A 17,440-nucleotide genomic window follows, 5' to 3' on the forward strand; every position below is an offset into this window, starting at 1 on the left:
ATGTCCCGTAAGGGTTAAGCGGCGGCGGCTTCGGCCTGCTTGCGCTTGATGCTGACCTTGATCTTGCGGGCAGCGTCGGACAGCTGGTCGTCGCTGGCCTTCATCAGGTAGGCGTCCAGGCCGCCACGGTGCTCGACGGAGCGCAGTGCGTGGGCGCTGACCTTCAGCTTGAAGGTTTCGCCAAGCGTGTCGCTGATCAGCGACACGTTGCACAGGTTCGGAAGGAACCGGCGGCGGGACCTGTTGTTTGCGTGCGAGACGTTGTTGCCCGTCATCACATCTTTACCGGAGAGTTCGCAACGGCGTGCCATGATATCACCTTTTGTTTTCGCGGCTGGGCCGTTACATGGAACCCAGCAAGTCCAAACCGGAACCGGCGCGGACCTTAGGTCCGGCGACATCGTCTCCGGCATTTCTCGGAAAAAGTTGCCCCGCTATAATGGCAGCGCGTTCCAACGTCAAGACATCTCCGGCTCTTTGCTGCGATTCTGTGTTTTAATTCGCAGAACCGGCAGTCGTTAACCAGTGGGTTACCATAATTAAGAATGATTGTGGTCGTTCAGCGGAAGGGATTCATGCTAAGCTTTCCGCCACGGAACACTGTGAGCGCGGGGGCGCAATTCGCTGCCTAACGGCAGGGCGGAGGTTTGAAAGTGTTTGGTTTGACATCTCTCGGGCGCCTGATCGCCCTGCCAATGCTTGCAACGGCGTTGCTCGTGATGCCCGCGGAAGCGAAGAAAAGCAGCGTTGGCGGCCTGTACAACATTTCCATTGCGGGCTTCAAGATCGGCCGCGGAACCTTGTCCCTCGTGATGCAGGGCAATGCCTATTCGGCGAAGGTCAGCCTGGAGCCGGCCGGCATCGGTACGTTGTTTTCCACCGGCAAGGGTGGCGCGGAAGCGTCCGGCTGGCTGGTCGGGTCACGGGTGGTGCCCTCGAAATACCGGATGGCGTCCCATGCCTCCAACCTCGATTTCTACGTGAAACTGAGCCAGGGCTCGGGCAGCATCCGCTCGATGGAAGTCGCACCCCAGTTCAAGCCCAACAAAGAGCGCATCAAGGTGACCAACCGTCACACGCGCAATGCCATTGATCCGCTGAGCGCCGCCCTGATGCCGGTCGGCCGCGCCAAGGACAGCCTCGGCCCGAAGGCATGCTCGCGCAAGCTGCCGGTGTTTGACGGCTGGACCCGGTTCGACATCAAGCTGAGCTACCAGGGCACCAAGGAAGTGTCCGGTCATGGCTATGACGGGCCGGTGGTCGTGTGCAAGGCGCGCTGGGTTCCGGTTGCCGGGCACCGTCCCTCCAAGGAGTCGGTCAAGTACATGGCCCGGGCCAACATGGAAGTCTGGATCGCCCCGATGGGCCGGGAAAACGTTCTGGTTCCCTACAAGATCTCGATCGACACCAAGAACGGCCGCTTGGTGGTGGAAGCCTCCAAGCTCAATATCCGGGGTGCGGGCAGCGACAGCGCGTCGGCCGACTGAGCCAAGGGCCTCGCGGTTATCTTCCGGAGCGGCCGCACCGGAAAAGCGCCATTTCCGTTGCGGTGGCGCACACGCCGAGGCTTGCGCCCACTTGCGTCTCTTGTTACAGCCCTCCACGTTATGCATCCAGGCACCCTTCGTGCCTCTATGACAGAATTCCCGGAGCGGCCGCCGATCAGTGGCGGTGCCGGCTTGTTTCAGGTAACCGAGTAAATGCACAGCTATTTGGACTTCGAAAAGCCCGTTGCGGATATTGAAGGCAAGATCCAGGAACTGCGGGCCCTTGCCACAGAAGATGGCGAGGCGGTCAATGTCGATGGCGAGATCGAACGGCTGAAAGCGAAATCCTCGCAGACTTTGCAGGACCTTTATACCAAGCTGACTCCCTGGCAGAAGACGCTGGTCGCCCGGCACCCGGACCGGCCGCACGCAGTCGCCTACATCGCCGGTCTGATCGAGGACTTCACGCCGCTGGCCGGTGACCGCAAGTTCGCCGAGGATGCCGCGCTGATCGCCGGCATCGGCCGTTTCCGCGGGCAGTCGGTGGCCGTGCTCGCCCAGGAAAAGGGCCATGACACCGAAACCCGCCTGAAACACAATTTCGGCATGGTCCGGCCCGAAGGCTACCGCAAGGCCGTGCGCATCATGGAAATGGCGGAGCGGTTCGGCCTGCCGCTGATCAGCTTTGTCGACACGTCCGGGGCCTATCCGGGGCGGGGCGCCGAGGAGCGTGGCCAGTCGGAGGCAATTGCGCGTTCGACGGATGTCGGCCTGGGGCTCGGCACGCCGTCCGTCTCCGTGGTGATCGGCGAAGGCGGATCGGGCGGGGCAATCGCGATCGCCACCGCCAACAAGGTGCTGATGATGGAGCACGCCATCTATTCGGTGATTTCGCCGGAGGGGGCCGCATCGATCCTGTGGCGCGACAGCGCCAAGGCACAGGACGCGGCGACGGCGCTGAAGATCACCGCCCAGGACCTGAAACAGCTCGGCGTGATCGACGGCATTGTCGAGGAGCCCGTCGGTGGTGCGCACCGGGCGCGCGAAATCGTCATCGACAATGCCGGCCGGGAGATCGAGAAGGCCCTGAGCGGTCTGGCCGGACTGTCGCCGGAGGAAATCCGCAAGCAGCGCCGCGACAAGTTCATCGCAATCGGGCGCACGCTCAGCTGACACCGGTCAAATTCGCAGAAAATCCGGTAATATCCGGCGGGCCGCCGTTCGAGCGGCCCTTTTGCCATTCTGTGGCCAGAATTTGCCGTCATTCAGGCAACTATGGGACGGGTGCGGAGACCGGTCCGAAGGTTTTTTGTTCCTATCACCAGAATGTGGGTCGCAGGGGCAATCCGGGTTCAGTAACTTATCGTCAACCATCACCCCCTAGCCTTTGCGCGCGGGGGCGTAGACTATAGGGAAACACGGCGCAAGCTGCCGGCACGTCCGCTGTGCTGCTCCGGGTTTCGTTCAGTTTGGGATTGTACCATGGTCTTTGGGCGCCTTTTTACCACGCCATCCGGTCATCGGCCGGATCTGCCGAACCGGCGCAGCCGCCAGGCCGTCAAGATCGGCGCGGCTCTTCTTCTGGCCGGGGTTGTGGCTGCCTGCCAGGGCGATGAATTCAGTGCGGGTCCCAACAAGGCCAAACTTCCGGTCAGCGCGTCCCTGAAGCGCAAGATGACCGATCTCGACATGAGCCTGACCTCGCCGATCATGGTCCGGATCTTCAAGGAGGAATCGGAGCTGGAGGTCTGGAAGCAGACCCGTGACGGCAAGTACAAGCTTCTGGACGAATTCGAGATCTGCAAATGGTCCGGCAAGCTCGGTCCGAAATTCAAGGAAGGCGACCGTCAGGCCCCGGAAGGGTTCTACGAGATCACGCCGGCCCTGATGAACCCGAATTCAAGCTATCATCTTGCTTTCAACCTCGGCTATCCGAACACCTATGACCGTGCTCACGGACGGACAGGCTCCCATCTCATGGTGCACGGGGCCTGTTCCTCGCGCGGCTGCTACGCGATGACGGACGAACAGGTCCAGGACATCTACTCGCTGGCCCGCGACAGCTTCAAGGGCGGTCAGCGCTCCTTCCAGGTCCAGGCGTTTCCGTTCCGCATGACACCGGAAAACATGGCGCGGCACCGCAACAGCCCGCATATGGAATACTGGCAGATGCTGAAGACGGGCTACGACCACTTCGAGGTCGCCAAGGTCCCGCCGCAGATTTCGGTCTGCGAGAAAAAATATGTCTTCGATGCGGTTCCGCTGGTCGAGGGCGTGCCTTTCCGTGCCAGCGGCAAGTGTCCGGAATACCAGGTCAGTCCGCGGATCGCGTCCGTGGTCGCCGCAAAGCGGAAGCGGGACAACGAGAAGTACCAGCAGCTTGCGGCACGTTTAGACGCCCGTGAAGAGCGCCAGAAGCGCTGGGAGGAACGGTCCAACAAGCTTGCGGAGGTTCTCGGTGGCGGCGAGGACGGTGAAGTGACCGAAACGGCGGCAACGGACGCCGCTCCCGCTACGCCGGCCGAACAGCCGCAACAGACGGCCGAGGCCGCACCCGAAGCCACGAAGCGGCCAGGAGCCGCGGTTGAAAATGCCTATGCCGCCCAGGACCAGTCCGGCGGCGGCAGTGCCGTGGGAAGTTTCTTCAAGCGGTGGGTGCCGTTCGGGCCGAAGGCATCCGACGAGGGCGCGGGCATCGGGCCGATCACGACCGAAATCGTGCCGGCTGCCAAGCCTGAATAGAGGCTGAGTTCCACGAGTTTCTGGAAACATTTATCTGTCTGGAGAGTTTAAAGCTCCTTCAGCTTTGTGGCCGGTGCATCAGCGCGATGAACCCTGCAAATGAGCCCGGAGGAAATTTGGTCTGCGTGTCACCACGGACAAGCGCAGCGCAGATCCGGGGCCTACTCGCTGATCCGCTTGCTCAAGCAGCAGGTGTTTGGACTGGCCACCTCAGCATCCCCATCAGATTCTCTGCGAACGAGTGGGCCCCGGTTCTTGCTTCGCGCACCCGGGGTGACCCCTGTGTATGTGGCGAGAACTGCTCCAAACTCGCCAAATGACCCGGCAGGTCTCTCCCTGGAATGCCTCAGGCCGGGAAGGTTCTATTTCGGCATCAGGGCCCAGTAGTCGAAATCAAGCAGCACTTCGGGCAGGTAGTTGCCCTCGTGATCCATGCCCGGAAAATCGTGGCACGGCCGGTCCTTGGTCGCCACCAGGCGCAGGCGCAGGGCGCCGACATCCGAACGGCCGTCGATATCGGCCTTGTCCAGCACTTCCGACCAGGCGTAGACCGTGTCTCCGGCGGCCAGCGGCCCGACATGGCGGCCGGCATTGATGCCGGCAATGTGGAAGACATTGGCAAGGCCGTTGAAGGACAGCGCCCGGGCGAGCGAGATCACGTGGCCGCCATAGACCAGCCGGTGGCCGAAGCGGTTATGCGCTTCCGTGTGATGGTTGAAATGAACCTTGGCGGTGTTCTGGTAGAGCCGGGTGGCCATCTGGTGCTCGGCTTCCTCGACGGTCATGCCGTCGACGTGGTCGATCTTCTCGCCGATTTCATAATCGCCGAAGCGGAACGCGGAGCCGGCCAGGTCGTTGTCCCAATTGGCGGTGTCCAGCAGCGGAACGGCCGTGCCAAGCGATTGCGGGTCGAGCGCGGCGGGAAGTTCGGGGACCACCGGTTCCGGTGCCGGGTTGGCGGCAACCCGCTTGTTGATCATGACCCAGCGCACATAGTCGAGCACCTCGGTGCCGTTGTCCGTGTATCCGGTCGAGCGTACGTAGACGACACCGGTCTTGCCGTTGGAGTTTTCCTTCTTGCCGATGACTTCGGAGACGGTCGAGATCGTGTCGCCGGGATAGACCGGCGCCAGGAAACGTCCGCCCGCATACCCGAGGTTGGCAACCGCGTTCAGCGATATGTCGGGCACGGTCTTGCCGAAGACGACGTGGAAGGTCAGCAGATCGTCGACAGGCGCGTGGGCGTACCCAAGCGATCTGGCGAAGGCATCGGAGGACTGCACCGCGAAACGGGAGCCGTAGAGGGCCGTATAGAGGGACTGGTCACCTCCGGTGATGGTGCGCGGCGTAGCGTGGCGGATCACCTGGCCGACTTCAAAGTCCTCGAAAAAATTGCCGCGATTGGTCTTGCTCACCGATGCCTCCCGGGTGTGGTGTTTCCGGAATAAAGCCTATCGCAGTGCACACAGGCAAGTCAGACGTTTTGCCGATGGGACGAATATCCCGCAGCCCCCCTCAGGATGACCATGAGGTAAGAAACAAAAAGCCCAGGCATGGCCCGGGCTTCTGGTCGATTGCAATCAGGTGTTTCCGCGTCAGTTGACGGTCGGCGTATTGGCCATCTTGTTGCCGGACTGGGAATACTCGACCATCGATCCCGCATAGAGCTTGGCGTTTTTCACGCCGGCGAGCTCGGAGACCGCGAACCAGTGGCTGGCGGCCCAGTGGCCTGTGTTGCAGAAGGAAACGGTCGGTGTGTCTTCCTTCACATCCAGCGATGCCTTGAGAGCCTCTGCGTCGATGGCGGTCGACATGGCCGGCGAGCCGTCCTTGAAGAAGGCGGTGTAGGCATAGTTGATCGCGCTCGGCAGCGTGCCCGGGCGCGCGGCGGCTTCGTGCACGTCCTTGCCGGTGTAGAATTCCGCCGGGCGGGCATCCACGAGCAGGGCGTTCGCCTCTCCCGCAACGACGGCGGCGACATCGGCGGTCGTTGCCAGCCAGGTGTCGTCGAGGGTCAGCTCGAGCTCGCTCGGAAAGGCGGATTCAGTGTCGGTGCTGACCGGCAGGCCGGCGGCCTTCCAGGCGCTGAGGCCGCCATTGAGGATCGAGAGATCTTCAAAGCCGGTGGATTTCAGAGTCCAGTAAACGCGTGCGGCGGAGCCGAAATCGGTGTCGGTCTTGCCTTCAGACAGGATGACGATCGGCACATCCTGTTCCAGTCCGAGTTCTTCCAGCTCGGCTTCGAGCTTTTCGATGTCGAACAGGGCGCCAGGGTTCTTCTCCGGGCCGCGGAACATGCGGTAGGGTGCAAAGAGAGCGCCTTCGGCATGCCCGTCCTCGTAGCCGGCATTGCGGATGTCGAGCAGGATCGGCATCTCGCTGTCGAGCGCGGCGGCGAGGTCATCCGCTTCCACCAGCGGTCCGAAGGTCTCGGCGGAAGCTGTGGTGGCAAGACCCGTTGCCAGGGCCAGGGCGAGCGCAAAGCGTTTCATCATGTCAGCAATCCTGCTTGGTGGCCGCGGAAAGAACGCGGTTCCCCATTCATGGTATTGGCCTGAATTTTAAGGTGTTCCCGCTGCGGCAACAGGGATGGCATTTCAAAGTTGGCGGGTGGATTGACAATTTGACCCAAGCAACGCGCGGTTCTTGGCAGGGGATTGCCGGGGGAAGCAAAGAAAGCCCGGGTTTCGGGCAAATGACAAGACCTCTGTCCATCATTCCGGACAAGTGCAGCTTCGCTGCAGACCGTCCGGATTGACGGCCAAGTCCTGCAGCAAACAAAAAAGCCCGGGACAGGCCCGGGCTTCTGGTCTATTCCGACACGTCTTTAAGGCTTACGCGGATTCCTTGTTGGCCGCGCGTTCGGCGCGCTTGCGGGCATGCGGATCCAGCTCCGCCTTGCGCAGGCGGATCGAATTCGGCGTGACTTCCACCAGCTCGTCGTCCGAGATGTAGGACAGCGCGGCTTCCAGCGTCAGTTTCTTCGGCGTGGTCAGCTTGACCGCGTCGTCCTTGCCGGCCGAGCGGATGTTGGTCAGCTGCTTGCCCTTCAGGACGTTGACTTCCAGGTCGTTGCCGCGGGTGTGCTCGCCGATGATCATGCCAGGATAGACCTTGGTGCCCGGGTCGATCATCATCGGGCCGCGGTCTTCCAGGTTGAACAGGGCATAGGCGACGGCTTCGCCGGTGCCGTTGGACAGCAGCACGCCGGTGTGGCGGCCCTGGATCGGGCCCTTGTAGGGCTCGTAGCCGTGGAACAGGCGGTTGAAGATCGCGGTGCCGCGCGTGTCGGACATCAGCTCGGCCTGGTAACCGATCAGACCCCGGGTCGGGGCATTGAAGACCAGCCGGGTGCGCCCGCCGCCGGAGGGTTTCATCTCCAGGAGGTCGGCCTTGCGCTCCTGCAGCTTTTGCACGACCACGCCGGAATGCTCCTCGTCGACATCGATGATGACTTCCTCGATCGGCTCCAGGCGGTTGCCGGCGTCGTCATACTGGTAGACGACGCGCGGGCGGCCGACACCGAGCTCGAAGCCCTCGCGGCGCATGTTCTCGATCAGGATCGCCAGCAGCAGTTCGCCGCGGCCGGCGACGACAAAGGCGTCCGGTTCGTCGGTTTCTTCCACCTTCAGCGCGACGTTGCCTTCGGCTTCCTTCATCAGGCGCTCGCGGATGACACGCGACTGCACCTTGGAGCCTTCGGTGCCGGCGAGCGGGCTGTCATTGACGCGAAAGGTCATGGACAGGGTCGGCGGATCGATCGGCTGGGCCTGCAGCGGCTCGTCGACGCCCGGGGCGCACAGCGTGTCCGCAACGGTCGCCTTGGTCAGGCCGGCAATGGCGACGATGTCGCCCGCTTCGCCCTTTTCGATCGGCTGGCGTTCCAGGCCGCGGAAGGCGAGGATCTTGGAAACCCGGCCATTCTCGACCACGGCGCCTTCGCGGTTCAGCGCCTTGAGCGGCATGTTGGGCAGGGCCGTGCCGGAAACGATGCGGCCGGTCAGGATGCGGCCGAGGAACGGATCGGATTCGATGGTCGTCGCAAGCATCTTGAATTCGCCCGGCTCGGCTTCCGGCGCGGCGACCTTGTCGAGCACCATGTCGAACAGCGGATCCATGCCCGCCTGCGGTCCGTCCGGCTCCAGCGCCATCCATTCCTGCTTGGCGGAGCCGTAAAGCACCGGGAAGTCCAACTGGTCTTCATTGGCGTCGAGGGCGGCGAACAGGTCGAAGACCTCGTCGAGCACCTCGTCGGCGCGCTGTTCCGGCTTGTCGATCTTGTTGATGGCAACAATCGGCTTCAGGCCGAGCTTCAGCGCCTTGCCGAGCACGAACTTGGTCTGCGGCATCGGGCCCTCGGCGGCGTCGACCAGCAGGATCACGCCATCGACCATGTGCAGGATACGCTCGACCTCTCCGCCGAAATCGGCGTGGCCCGGCGTGTCGACGATGTTGATCCGGGTGTCCTTCCAGACCAGGCTCGTCACTTTTGCCAGGATGGTAATTCCGCGTTCGCGCTCAATGTCGTTGGAGTCCATCATGCGCTCTTCGGTGCGCTGATTGTCCCGGAACGCGCCGGACTGCTTCAAGAGAACGTCGATGAGGGTGGTTTTGCCATGGTCAACGTGAGCAATAATGGCAATATTACGAAGGTTCATGAGTGGCTCCAAAAGACAGAACGGGCCCGTTTTGGACCCGAACTTGTCTGGAAGTTGATTTGCTATGGGTCGGCCGTTTCGCCGAATTTGGCGCCTTTATACGTGGCGCAGCGGGATTGTGCAATGCAGTGTCATTTCAGCGGATTGACAGCGGTTCCTGGACACCTTAATTCGTAAGGTAACCTTACTAAAAGCGGTGGCGATGCCTTTACCTTCTCCAAATGTCGGTGTCACCATGCTGGTCGTCGACCTGGCACGGTTGCTCCGGAGGCGTTTCGATGCGGAATTGACCAGGGTCGACACGGGTCTGACCGCCGGAGAGGCGCGGACCCTGTTTTATGTCTGGCGCAATCCGGGCGAGCGGCAGGCCATGCTGGCCGATCGCATGTATGTCGAACCGATGACCCTGGTCGGCTATCTGGACTCGCTTGAAAAGGCCGGGCTGATACGGCGCTGCCCGGATCCGAAGGACAAGCGTGCCAAGCTGATCGAGCTGACGCCTGAAGCGAACCCGCTGCTTGAGCGCATCGGTGACGCGCTTCAGGAGGTGCGGTCCAAGGCCCTGGAAGACGTCGCGCCCGAAGACCGCAAGACGCTGGAACTGCTTTTGCAGACCATGAAGGACAGCCTGCTTCCGGAGGCTTCCAAGGGAAAACAGAAATGACTTCCGACAGCTCGATCATGAGCGCAAGACGCACATCATTGCTTGGGGCCGGGCTTGTCGCCATCGGCCCCATTTCAATGGCGCTTTACACGCCGGCAATGCCCGCGCTGGTCGAGGCTTTCGGGACAAGCGACAGCGCGGTCAAGCTGACGCTGACGGCCTATTTCGCCGGGTTTGCGCTTGCCCAGCTGGTCTGTGGTCCGGTGACCGACGCGTTTGGCCGGAAACCTGTGACGCAAGCGTTTCTGACGCTCTATCTCGTTTCAAGCATCCTGGCGACACTGGCTCCCACGGTTGAATTCATGGTCTTTGCGCGGGCGCTGCAGGGGATTGGCGCGGCCGTCGGCATTGCCGTTGCGCGCGCCATTGTCCGGGACCAGTTCACGGGGCAGGAGTCCGCGCGCATCATGAATGCCGTTGCCATGATGCTGGCGCTCGGGCCGGCCGTTTCGCCGACCATCGGCGGGTTCGTGCTGGAGCTGTTCGGGTGGCAGGAAGTCTTCTGGTGCATGGTGATCTACGGCGCGCTGCTGATGGCCGCGGTCGGGCTCTTCCAGGTGGAAACGAACCCGAATCCGGGCACCCACCATCTCAAGCCCAGGCAACTGGCGGTCAATTACCTGACGCTTCTCAAGGATCCCCGCTTCCTGGGGCCAAGCCTCCTGATCGGCTTTGGTCTCGGAAATCTCTATGCCCTGGCAACGGTCCTGCCGTTCGTCCTGATCTACGAGGTCGGATTGTCACCGTCCGAATTCGGCCTGACCATGATCATCCAGTCCGGCTCGTTCATTGCCGGAACGATCCTGACCGGACGATTGCTGAGAGTGGTGGAGGCGCGCAGGCTGGTGCCCTACGGCCTGGCGATCTGGGTGGTCGCCTCGGCCCTGATGTGCGTGCTGACGTTGACGCAGCAGCCGACCATTCTCACGGTCATGGGGCCGGTGGCGCTGTTCGTGTTCGGGCTCGCCCTGGTGCTGCCCGCCAGCTTCACCGAGTCGATGGCGCCGTTCCCGCACATGGCCGGTGCGGCATCGTCCATGGTCGGGTTCCTGCAATTCGGCGGCGGCATCGTCGCCAGCCTGATCGTCGCGGCCCTGCATGATCCGGTGCTGGGGCTTGCCGTCGTGCTGCCGGCCATGCCGATTGTCGGCATCATGCTCAACCAGTTCTTCAAGAGCCAGGCGCTGCAAATGGCGGCTGCGGAACAGCCATAAGAAAACGGGCCGGTTTCCCGGCCCGTCGACTGTTGCAGTGCTGTCACTTAGCCCTGGCGGACCGGATCCAGCGTGACCTTGTGCAGTTCCTGGTCGTCCCGGTCCATCAGGCGCACGGTCAGCTGTTCGCTGCTGCCGTCAATGTCGACCAGGCCGAAGAACTGCAGGCCCATGGAGGGCGGCAGGTTGGCGCCCTGTTCGGCGGTCGGCGCCTTCACGTATTTCACTTCCGGGCCGAAGGTCCTATCGAGATCGTTCGGGCCGAAGGTGCCGGCATGGATCGGGCCGGAGACGAATTCCCAGAACGGCTTGAAGTCCTGGAACCGGGCCTTGTCCGGATTGTAGTAGTGGGCGGCGGTGTAGTGCACGTCCGCTGTCAGCCAGACGATGTTGTCGATGTCGGCGGTCTTGATGAACCGCAGGAGGTCGGCGAATTCCAGTTCGCGGCCCTTCGGTGCGCCATGATCGCCATTGGCGACGGCTTCCGCACCGGCCTGTTCCTTCCAGTTGTCCCAGACGATCAGGCCGATCGGCATGTCGCAGGCGATCACCTTCCATGTGGCCCTGGAGTTGAGCAGCGCGCGCTTGAGCCAGGCAAGTTGTTCCGCACCGAGAATGCGCGCGTCCGGCGACAGCGTCTCTTCCATCGAGGCGCCGTTCGGGCCGCGATAGGAACGCAGGTCCAGGAAGAACACATCCAGCAGCGGGCCATAGGCGATCTTGCGGTAGACACGGCCCGGTTCCGCCGGCGTGTAGCGGATCGGCGTCAGTTCGTGGAAAGCCCGGCCGGCACGGGCGGCGAGCAGGTGAATGTTCTTTTCCGAATAGCGGTCGTCGGAGGCGAGATCCTTGGCGTCCGACCAGTTGTTGACAACCTCGTGGTCGTCCCACTGGAAGAAGGTCGGCACCTCGGCGTTGAAGGCGCGCAGGTTGTCATCCAGCAGATTGTATTTCCATTGGCCGCGATATTCGTCCAGCGTCTCTGCAACCTTGGTCTTTTCCTCCGTGAGGACGTTCTTCCAGACGGTGCCGTCCTTCAGTTCGACCGTTTCCTTCATCGGGCCGTCGGCATAGATGGTGTCGCCCGAATGGATGAAGAAATCCGGCTGGTGCCCGGCCATGGTGGCATAGGTTTTCATGCCGCCCCGGTCCGTGTCGATGCCCCAGCCCTGGCCAGCCGTGTCGCCGGACCAGGCGAACCGGACATTGCGGCGGGACGCGGGCGCCGTGCGGAACCGGCCGGTCATCTGTTCGGAGACGGCGTTGACGTCGTTCAGGTCGGCGAAGGCGACGCGGTAGAAGATTTCCTGGTCCGACGGCAGGTCTTCCAGCAGGCGCTTGGCGGCAAAGTCACTGTTCGGCAGGGCGTTGATCGGTGCCAGGCGCCGCGGCGATTCGAAGGTCCCCGTCGTGTCGACCTCGACCAACATCTTTGCCGGACGGTCCGTGCGGGCCCAGATCATGCCGGAACCGGCATCGACATCGCCTGACTGCAGGCCATGCGTGATCACAGGACGCGACGCGGCGCGCGACAGGCCGGGCAGGGCAAGCGAAGAGGACACGGCAAGGCCGGTCGCGACCGACGACTTCAGAAAATTACGGCGTGAAAAACGTGCAGACATTTCGAAACTCCTGGCTGGGGACCGCGGAGGCGGAGCCCTTGGCAAGGCCAACAGGTGATCACGTGCGATGACAAGGGCATGTCCTTTCCAAGACCGTTGTCCGAAATTTTCATGACAGTGCCGCTTCCGTGCCTTGACCCGCCGGGTGCAACGCGCGAAACCGGGGACCTATCGTCAGAAGGACGCATTGATGCCGACCCGCATACCCTATGAACTCCCGCGCTTCGATGGCAAGAGTGAACGCCCGCATGTGATGGGTATCCTCAATGTCACGCCGGATTCGTTTTCCGACGGGGGCAGGAACGCGGTCGCCGGGACAGCTCTTGCCCACGCGCGGCAGATGATTGCGGACGGCGCCGATATCATCGATGTCGGCGGGGAGAGCACGCGTCCGGGGTCCGAACCGGTCTCGCTGGATCTGGAATGGTCGCGGCTTGTGCCGGTCCTGGACGAGGTGATCGCCATGGGAACACCTGTCTCCATCGATACCTACAAGGCCGAAATCGCCCGGCGGGCCTGTGCGGCCGGGGCACTCATCGTCAATGATGTCTGGGGCCTGCAGAAGGACCCGGCCATGGCCGATACGGTGGCCGAAGCCGGCGTGCACGTGGTGATGATGCACAACAGGACGGAAGCCGACCCGGAGATCGACATCCTGGCCGATATCGACCGGTTCTTCGAGGCGTCGATGGAGCTTGCGGAGCGCGCCGGCATTGCGAAGGACAAGCAGATCCTCGATCCGGGCTTCGGCTTCGGCAAGACCATCGATCAGAATTTCCGTATCCTGAACAGGTTCGAAACGTTGGCAAAACACGGTTTGCCGCTTCTGGCGGGTGCCTCGCGCAAACGCATGATCGGAACGGTGCTCAACGCGGAGATGGAGGACCGTCTTTATGGCTCCATGGCGGTTCACATGACGGCCATGCTCAAGGGCGCGGCTATTGTGCGGGCTCATGACGTACGTCCACATGCCGATTGCGCGCGTATGCTTGAGGCAACACGGCTGGAACGGAACCCGACCTGAATGAACACGCAACCGCAGTCTGCCGACGAACCTGCCCGCAGTGCCCCTAACCGCGGTGCCCCAACCCGTTGTGCCTTGGGGCTCGGCTCCAACCTCGGTGACCCGAAGGCCAATCTCGACGCGGCGGTCCGCAAGCTCGAGGAGACCGAGGGCGTCACGCTCGTGGCACGCTCATCCGACTATCGCACGCCGCCCTGGGGGCCGGTGGAGCAGGATGACTTCATCAATATCTGCGTGGTTGTCGACACGGTCCTGAGCCCGCAGTCCCTCCTGAAGCGGTGTCTTCAGATCGAGAACGAGCTCGGCCGGGTGCGCGACGTGCGCTGGGGCCCGCGCGTGATCGATGTCGATGTCCTGATCTGCGGCATGCAGAAGATCGACGAGCCGGACCTGGAAATTCCGCATCCGCGCATGGGCGACCGGGCTTTCGTGCTGATCCCGCTGGCCGAAATCTGGCCCGACGCACCGCTGGCCGACGGCCGCACCGCTGCCGAGGCGCTGGAAACCTGTCCGGACCAGGCCGGGGTGGTCCGGCTGGGCTGATGGCTTGCCGGTCGCACCTTGCGCGAAACATCGCGGCAAACGGTCCGAAAACGCTAATTTAAGACTTGTGAAGGAAACTTCGCGGCGTCAGTTCCGCCGGGCCCGTTGATATGTCTGTTGTTCATGGTTTGATCGATTTTCTCAAGGACAAGCGTCATCGGTCCAGGGAGACGCTGTTCTTTGCAGGGCTCACGATCCTCCTGCCGAATGCGCTCTACATCGTCCTGAGCATTCTCTATTGTCCGAACCGGACCTTCTTCGTCGCCCTTCTGGCGATGACCTGTTTTCTCGGTCTCATCGTCAACCGGTTTGTCTTCCTGGTGCTGCTGTTCGCGGTGATGACCCTGGATGCGCTGGTGATCGTCTCGCTCTATTTCCAGATGCCGCTGACCATGATCTTCGATTCCCTGCGCTACGCAGGGAATGTCAGCCTGATCAATTCGGCGGTCTACCTGGCCATCCTGGCCGGTCTGCTGGTTTCGCTCGCCCTGACCTATCTGGTCGTCCAAAGATCAAAGGCCCATCGGGAAAAGATCAGCCTTGTCACCTTTCTGGTGCTCGTGGTCGCCTTTGGCGCCGCCGACTGGTGGGTCAACCTGTCTCCCCAGGAAACCCTCGTTGCACAAAACAACTTCGGTGAACGGTTTCAGCCGATCGACGACGCCGCAACGCTCCATGCCGGCATTGCAGGGCGCCTGGACGCGCCCGGTGACAGAAATGTCCTCATCGTCATGGTCGAAGGTCTCGGAGCCCTGGCGTCCGAGGACTATCGTGACCTGATCTGGGGGCCGCTTCTGGACCAGGATGTCGGCGATGCCTATGACGTCGAGACGGGCGCAGCCGTCTATTTCGGCTCGACCACGTCGGGCGAAGCCCGGGAACTGTGCAACGTGAATGGTGACTATCGCGATTTCCGGTCCCGCGACAGCGCTGACTGCCTGCCGAAACAGGCCGCGCAAGCCGGGTACGAGACCGCGGCGTTTCACGCCTTTACCGGCGATTTCTTCGAACGCTTCGACTGGTTTCCGAAGATCGGTTTCGAGCAGCTGAATTTCATGGAAAACAATGCCGGTCTCGATCCCGATGCGGAGCTGGACAATTGCGGCGTCGCGTTCCGTGGGCTGTGCGACACGGATGTGGCCCGCTCGGTGGAGCGCTTCCTGCTCGACGGCAAGGGTGAGCGGAAGTTTGCCTATTGGCTGACGCTGAACTCGCACAAGCCGGTGCCGCCCGGTGAGGTGCCCGCCCGGCTCCATTGCGACGATGGCGGCGTTTTCGACGATGTCGAGCTTTGCCGCATGGCGGAGCAGTGGCTCAACGTGTCACATCTCGTCAAGCAGATTGCCCTGAACGAGGACCTCGCCGAGACCGACATCGTTCTGGTCGGGGATCATCATCCTCCGCTTTTCACCCGCAGTGCGCGCAAACTGTTTCAGTCGGGCCGGGTTGCCTGGCTGCACCTGACGCCGAAAGCGCGCGAGCATACCCTGACCGCGTCAGCTCCATATCCTAAAGCCCGATAAAGCTTTCCATGTGAAAGCGCGCATTATCAGGTCCCTGGTGATGCTCTCTGCCACAGGGACAGGCCCGGCGCGCAAGGCAGCCGGACCAGCAGTCGAGGCTGCGGCTCGTGGCGAGATGATCGCGGCAGCGGGGCACGTCATAGCCTGTTTCCAGGGTGAGGGCGCCGGCCGGGCAGGCAGTGATGCAGGGCTTGTCGGCACAGGTCTCGCATGGACCGGCCGATCGCGTGTCCTGCTGGATCGCCAGGGGCGTCTTGGACAGAAAGGCGGCCCGGAAGCCGGCCCAGGGGCCATAGTCGCGATGCGCCAGCACACCCATCGGGCTCTGGGAGAAACCGCCGCATCTTCTGGCCCATTGCTGGAACGGGTGATAGGGCGGGCCGTCAAAGGGGAACGCCGCCTCGAAACCTTCCGATGCCGCGATCTCCGTGAGCACACGCCGTGTGTAACGGTCGAGCGGGTCGGCCGTGCCGTCCGAGGCTTCCGGGCTTGACGAGAGTTTCGGCCAGACCGACGGACCGGTGCTGCCGATCAGCAGCAGCGACCGTGCCCGAGCTCCGCCTGAAAGGCTCGGAAGGCTGGCCTCGTCCGGGGCATCAAATCCGCCCAGACACAAAAAACCGGCGGCCGCGAGCCGTTTCGTCAACGCCGCTGCCGCCGGTCCGCTCATGATGAGGCCTCTCAGCCGAGACGGTCGCGCTTGGCCAGCGTGCGCAGGCGCAAAGCGTTCAGCTTGATGAAGCCGGCGGCGTCCTTCTGGTCATAGGCGCCCTGGTCGTCCTCGAAGGTGACCAGCTCCTCGGAATAGAGCGAATAGGGCGAGGAACGGCCGACGAGGATGACGTTGCCCTTGTAGAGTTTCAGTTTCACCGTGCCGGTGACATGCTCCTGGCTCTTGTCGATCAGGGCCTGCAGCATCTCGCGCTCCGGCGAGAACCAGAAGCCGTTGTAGATCAGCTCGGCATAGCGCGGCATCAGCTCGTCCTTGAGGTGGCCGGCGCCACGGTCGAGCGTGATCGATTCCATCGCCCGGTGGGCGGTCAAGAGGATGGTGCCGCCCGGGGTCTCGTAGATGCCGCGGCTCTTCATGCCGACGAAGCGGTTCTCGACCATGTCGAGGCGGCCGATGCCGTTGTCGCGGCCATAGTCGTTGAGCTTGGCGAACAGGGTCGCCGGGGACATCTTCTCGCCGTTCAGGGAAACCGCGTCGCCCTTCTCGAAGCCGATCTCGATCTCGGTGACGACGTCCGGAGCTTCGGTCGGATCGACCGTGCGCTGGAAGACATAGTTCGGGGCTTCCTCGGCCGGGTCCTCGAGCACCTTCCCTTCGGAAGACGAGTGCAGCATGTTGGCGTCAACGGAGAACGGCGCTTCGCCGCGCTTGTCCTTCGGAACGGGGATCTGGTGCTTTTCGGCAAAGTCGAGCAGGTCGGTGCGCGACTTGAACGACCAGTCCCGCCACGGCGCGATCACCTTGATGTCCGGGTTGAGCGCGTAGGCAGACAGCTCGAAGCGGACCTGGTCGTTGCCCTTGCCGGTCGCGCCATGGGCGACGGCGTCGGCACCGGTTTCCTCGGCGATCTCGATCAGGCGCTTGGAGATCAGCGGGCGGGCAATGGACGTGCCGAGCAGGTAGACACCTTCATAGACGGCGTTGGCGCGGAACATCGGGAAGACGAAGTCGCGGATGAATTCCTCGCGCAGGTCGTCGACATAGATTTCCTTGATGCCGAGCATCTCGGCCTTCTTGCGCGCCGGTTCCAGCTCCTCGCCCTGGCCGAGGTCGGCGGTGAAGGTCACCACTTCGCAGCCGAATTCGGTCTGCAGCCATTTCAGGATGATGGAGGTGTCGAGGCCGCCGGAATAGGCCAGCACGACTTTCTTGATGTCACCATGCGCCATTTTGGGGAAGGTCCAGTTCGCTGTTCTTGCGCGAGAGCCCGCGCGGTTGAAAATTTGCGGC

At 62.6% G+C, this 17,440-nt stretch carries 15 protein-coding genes; 8 read left to right on the forward strand and 7 right to left on the reverse strand.

Going from position 1 to position 17,440, the window contains the following annotated elements; genetic code table 11:
* Positions 1-14: 14 nt before the first annotated feature.
* On the reverse strand, positions 15-311 hold the full coding sequence (gene rpmB / locus O6760_RS09755) for a 50S ribosomal protein L28 (RefSeq protein WP_269585181.1): 297 nt from the start codon (positions 309-311) through the stop codon (positions 15-17).
* A gap of 342 nt (positions 312-653) precedes the next feature.
* On the opposite strand from rpmB, the gene O6760_RS09760 reads away from it, so the two are divergent.
* From O6760_RS09760 to O6760_RS09770, 3 genes are all read left to right on the forward strand, one after another.
* Complete coding sequence (locus tag O6760_RS09760; protein WP_269585182.1) at positions 654-1,487, forward strand: DUF3108 domain-containing protein; 834 nt, start codon at positions 654-656, stop codon at positions 1,485-1,487.
* Positions 1,488-1,700: 213 nt separating this feature from the next.
* Positions 1,701-2,660, forward strand: a complete 960-nt coding sequence (locus O6760_RS09765; RefSeq protein WP_269585183.1) for an acetyl-CoA carboxylase carboxyltransferase subunit alpha — start codon at positions 1,701-1,703, stop codon at positions 2,658-2,660.
* 309 nt (positions 2,661-2,969) lie between these two features.
* Positions 2,970-4,229 (forward strand): L,D-transpeptidase family protein, encoded by a 1,260-nt coding sequence (locus O6760_RS09770; RefSeq protein ID WP_269585184.1) that lies wholly within the window; start codon positions 2,970-2,972, stop codon positions 4,227-4,229.
* A gap of 362 nt (positions 4,230-4,591) precedes the next feature.
* On the opposite strand, the gene O6760_RS09775 is transcribed toward O6760_RS09770, so the two are convergent.
* The 3 genes from O6760_RS09775 to typA form a co-directional block, all read right to left on the reverse strand.
* A complete protein-coding gene (locus tag O6760_RS09775; protein WP_269585185.1) occupies positions 4,592-5,644 on the reverse strand; it encodes a MaoC family dehydratase in 1,053 nt (350 codons plus the stop codon).
* A 180-nt stretch (positions 5,645-5,824) separates the two neighbouring features.
* Positions 5,825-6,724: a sulfurtransferase gene (locus O6760_RS09780; protein ID WP_269585186.1), complete on the reverse strand. Its 900-nt coding sequence runs from the start codon at positions 6,722-6,724 to the stop codon at positions 5,825-5,827.
* A gap of 339 nt (positions 6,725-7,063) precedes the next feature.
* Positions 7,064-8,887: a translational GTPase TypA gene (gene typA / locus O6760_RS09785; protein WP_269585187.1), complete on the reverse strand. Its 1,824-nt coding sequence runs from the start codon at positions 8,885-8,887 to the stop codon at positions 7,064-7,066.
* A 202-nt stretch (positions 8,888-9,089) separates the two neighbouring features.
* Between typA and O6760_RS09790 the strand changes: the two genes are divergently transcribed.
* Together O6760_RS09790 and O6760_RS09795 are read left to right on the forward strand one after the other, a co-directional pair.
* The gene (locus O6760_RS09790; RefSeq protein ID WP_269585188.1) at positions 9,090-9,551 is read left to right on the forward strand and encodes a MarR family winged helix-turn-helix transcriptional regulator; all 462 of its coding nucleotides are present in this window, start codon (positions 9,090-9,092) and stop codon (positions 9,549-9,551) included.
* Positions 9,548-10,765: a multidrug effflux MFS transporter gene (locus tag O6760_RS09795; protein ID WP_269585189.1), complete on the forward strand. Its 1,218-nt coding sequence runs from the start codon at positions 9,548-9,550 to the stop codon at positions 10,763-10,765. The genes O6760_RS09790 and O6760_RS09795 overlap by 4 nt, the downstream gene beginning before the upstream one ends.
* Positions 10,766-10,812: 47 nt before the next feature.
* On the opposite strand, the gene O6760_RS09800 is transcribed toward O6760_RS09795, so the two are convergent.
* Positions 10,813-12,387: an alkaline phosphatase D family protein gene (locus tag O6760_RS09800; RefSeq protein ID WP_269585190.1), complete on the reverse strand. Its 1,575-nt coding sequence runs from the start codon at positions 12,385-12,387 to the stop codon at positions 10,813-10,815.
* A 190-nt stretch (positions 12,388-12,577) separates the two neighbouring features.
* On the opposite strand from O6760_RS09800, the gene folP reads away from it, so the two are divergent.
* From folP to O6760_RS09815, 3 genes are all read left to right on the forward strand, one after another.
* Entirely contained in the window at positions 12,578-13,411 is an 834-nt protein-coding gene (gene folP, locus O6760_RS09805; RefSeq protein WP_269585191.1) for a dihydropteroate synthase, read from the forward strand.
* On the forward strand, positions 13,412-13,954 hold the full coding sequence (gene folK / locus O6760_RS09810) for a 2-amino-4-hydroxy-6-hydroxymethyldihydropteridine diphosphokinase (RefSeq protein ID WP_269585192.1): 543 nt from the start codon (positions 13,412-13,414) through the stop codon (positions 13,952-13,954).
* Positions 13,955-14,064: 110 nt separating this feature from the next.
* Positions 14,065-15,477, forward strand: coding sequence for a sulfatase-like hydrolase/transferase (locus tag O6760_RS09815; protein ID WP_269585193.1), 1,413 nt, complete (start codon positions 14,065-14,067; stop codon positions 15,475-15,477).
* Here O6760_RS09815 and O6760_RS09820 read toward each other — a convergent pair.
* Positions 15,464-16,147 (reverse strand): hypothetical protein, encoded by a 684-nt coding sequence (locus O6760_RS09820; protein WP_269585194.1) that lies wholly within the window; start codon positions 16,145-16,147, stop codon positions 15,464-15,466. The two genes, O6760_RS09815 and O6760_RS09820, sit on opposite strands and share 14 nt — an antisense overlap.
* 11 nt (positions 16,148-16,158) lie before the next feature.
* Entirely contained in the window at positions 16,159-17,379 is a 1,221-nt protein-coding gene (locus O6760_RS09825; protein WP_269585195.1) for an argininosuccinate synthase, read from the reverse strand.
* Positions 17,380-17,440 lie beyond the last annotated feature (61 nt).

It is taken from the genome of Roseibium sp. Sym1, from assembly GCF_027359675.1.
Taxonomy (GTDB): Bacteria; Pseudomonadota; Alphaproteobacteria; order Rhizobiales; family Stappiaceae; genus Roseibium.

Bases quoted from the DNA above. Each gene is read 5' to 3' on its own strand.
- O6760_RS09790 (WP_269585188.1), top strand. From the start codon at position 9,090: ATGCCTTTACCTTCTCCAAATGTCGGTGTCACCATGCTGGTCGTCGAC.
- O6760_RS09765 (WP_269585183.1), top strand. From the start codon at position 1,701: ATGCACAGCTATTTGGACTTCGAAAAGCCCGTTGCGGATATTGAAGGC.
- O6760_RS09825 (WP_269585195.1), bottom strand. From the start codon at position 17,379: ATGGCGCATGGTGACATCAAGAAAGTCGTGCTGGCCTATTCCGGCGGC.
- rpmB (WP_269585181.1), bottom strand. From the start codon at position 311: ATGGCACGCCGTTGCGAACTCTCCGGTAAAGATGTGATGACGGGCAAC.
- folP (WP_269585191.1), top strand. From the start codon at position 12,578: ATGCCGACCCGCATACCCTATGAACTCCCGCGCTTCGATGGCAAGAGT.
- typA (WP_269585187.1), bottom strand. From the start codon at position 8,887: ATGAACCTTCGTAATATTGCCATTATTGCTCACGTTGACCATGGCAAA.
- O6760_RS09780 (WP_269585186.1), bottom strand. From the start codon at position 6,724: ATGATGAAACGCTTTGCGCTCGCCCTGGCCCTGGCAACGGGTCTTGCC.
- O6760_RS09770 (WP_269585184.1), top strand. From the start codon at position 2,970: ATGGTCTTTGGGCGCCTTTTTACCACGCCATCCGGTCATCGGCCGGAT.
- O6760_RS09815 (WP_269585193.1), top strand. From the start codon at position 14,065: ATGTCTGTTGTTCATGGTTTGATCGATTTTCTCAAGGACAAGCGTCAT.
- O6760_RS09820 (WP_269585194.1), bottom strand. From the start codon at position 16,147: ATGAGCGGACCGGCGGCAGCGGCGTTGACGAAACGGCTCGCGGCCGCC.
- folK (WP_269585192.1), top strand. From the start codon at position 13,412: ATGAACACGCAACCGCAGTCTGCCGACGAACCTGCCCGCAGTGCCCCT.
- O6760_RS09795 (WP_269585189.1), top strand. From the start codon at position 9,548: ATGACTTCCGACAGCTCGATCATGAGCGCAAGACGCACATCATTGCTT.
- O6760_RS09800 (WP_269585190.1), bottom strand. From the start codon at position 12,387: ATGTCTGCACGTTTTTCACGCCGTAATTTTCTGAAGTCGTCGGTCGCG.